A 2,039-nucleotide genomic window follows, 5' to 3' on the forward strand; every position below is an offset into this window, starting at 1 on the left:
TTGCTGCGCAATGCCCTGCCGGGTAACAGATCAAACCCCGCAAAAGGATGAAGCGGGACAAGCCCGACGCGCAGGTGGTGCCAGAAGCGCCGAACATGACCTCCCTCCCGCGCATGTAAACATGCGCTGCCGGGCAGCGGGTCGATGGACTTCATGGCGGATCGCCTTGGGGATGGCCGGGCGTTTCGGCTCTTGAACGTGTTGGATGATTTCAATCGCGAAGGATTGGGCATCGAGGTCGACTTTTCTTTGCCAGCGGAACGCGTGATCAGAAGCCTCAACCGCATCATCGAATGGCGTGGCAAGCCCGGCACCATAAGAGTCGGCAACGGCCCGGAATACATCAGTGGAAAGCTAATGAAATGGGCCGAGGAACAAGGGGTTACCATCCTACACATCCAACCCGGCAAACCTCAACAGAATGCTTACATTGAGCGCTACAACCGGACGGTCCGGCATGAATGGCTGGACCAATACATCATCGAAAGCATAGAGGAGGCACAAGATCACGCCACGCAATGGCTATGGACATACAACAACGACCGCCCGAACATTCCTCTCACGGTTTGCTTGCAAACCGTTGCCGGACAGCGGGGCATCGGCGGCATCACTCCCGCCCAGAAACTGAAAATGGCCGCGTAAGTTCTACGGATGCACCCCGTTAAAAAGGGGGGGATTACCCAGGTATCGACACTGAGGCGACCGTCTTACTTCACCAGTAACCACGTCTACAATGACCTTGGCAAGTTGGTTTGTGTCACGGGGTCTCTTGGGTTTATCTGCCATCGGGTCGCTTTATCAGTTTGAAAGTAGGGATGCGAGATGAGTTCCACTCGTCAAGCCTCGCTCCACATACCTGACAATCGAAATGGTCCTTATCACGAAATGGGAATTTCTTGCTCTCTACTTCCTAAACGGCTCCGCATTCACATGTTTGTTTTTTTGTCATAACCTCAAGATATGCACTGCCTCGCGCGCGGGCAAACTTTTATATTTCAAAGTGACCCGCTACCACTTAGTTGTGCCCGATTGTGCATTCGCCGCCAATCGTTTAAACATGCGGTGCGCACCGCAGGCTCCTTAGCTCAGCTGGATAGAGCACCAATAACCCGCTACCAGCTACCAAGTGTTCGGAAGCAACTCGATCCAATCGGTTTTTTAGGTGGGATGCATACCATGTCGACACCAAGTCCTGAGCCATCAGGTTGACACCGCTTGGAACTTGGATAGAAGAACAAAGAGTTCGCCCACGTAATTCAACTGGATAGAATATCCGACTTCTAATCGGGCTGTTGGGGGTTCGAGTCCTCCCGTGGGCGCCATTTCTTGATTGGCTGTTGTAGATGGGTGTAGATGGGGCATATGAGTGCGCAAAAAGGCTGTTTTTGGTGCGCACCGCGTCAAGCTCTATTTTGGCCATTTGCACTAAATTCTATTAAATAGCTGATTATATTAATTTTTTTCTGCAGTATCGTCGTTTGACTCGAAGGCGCGGAGAAGATCGGCTTTAGAGGCCGAAAGTCAGGCGGGTTGTGACGTTGCCCCCAATTTTTATCCAGTGTGAGCGAGACTCCGGGGTTGAGTTTTGCCCATTTGGGCGGGTTGAGCAACGGGGGCTGGCGCGGAGCTTTGCTGATTGCGCAGCGTCAGGCCCCGTTGCGGGGCGAAGGTCTGGGCGAACTCGGCGGGCGTTTGCCATCCAAGGCGTGAGTGAGGTCGTTCAGAGTTATAGTCCGTGCGCCATGCGGCCAGCGTGACGCGCGCGTGGTGCAAAGACGGGAACAGTGTTTCATTCAACAGCTCGTCACGCAGTCGGCCGTTGAAGCTCTCGATGAACGCATTCTGGGTCGGTTTTCCCGGCGCGATGTAGTGCCAGTCGATCTTGCAGTCATCGGCGAAGGTCAGGATTGCGTTCGAGGTGAACTCGGTCCCGTTATCGCTGACCATCGTCTGGGGCTTGCCGCGGGCGCCAAACAAGGTCGCCAGTTCTCGCGCCACACGGGCACCCGACAGTGAGGTGTCGGCGATCAGAGCCAGGC

The 2,039-nt window shown here is 54.5% G+C and carries 1 protein-coding gene, 1 tRNA gene and 1 pseudogene; 2 read left to right on the top strand and 1 reads right to left on the bottom strand.

Going from position 1 to position 2,039, the window contains the following annotated elements; genetic code table 11:
* Positions 1 to 26: 26 nt before the first annotated feature.
* Positions 27 to 642, top strand: a pseudogene (locus tag AKU94_RS00015) (integrase core domain-containing protein); the annotation flags it as partial.
* 603 nt (positions 643 to 1,245) lie between these two features.
* Positions 1,246 to 1,322 (top strand) — tRNA-Arg (locus AKU94_RS00020).
* Between the two features lie 229 nt (positions 1,323 to 1,551).
* Here the strand turns inward: AKU94_RS00020 and AKU94_RS00025 are convergent.
* Positions 1,552 to 2,039: integrase core domain-containing protein (locus tag AKU94_RS00025; RefSeq protein ID WP_157056332.1), on the bottom strand; the 488-nt coding region annotated here is incomplete at its 5' end.

The sequence above is a fragment of the Pseudorhodobacter aquimaris genome (genome assembly GCF_001202025.1).
GTDB classification, from domain to species: Bacteria; Pseudomonadota; Alphaproteobacteria; order Rhodobacterales; family Rhodobacteraceae; genus Pseudorhodobacter; species Pseudorhodobacter aquimaris.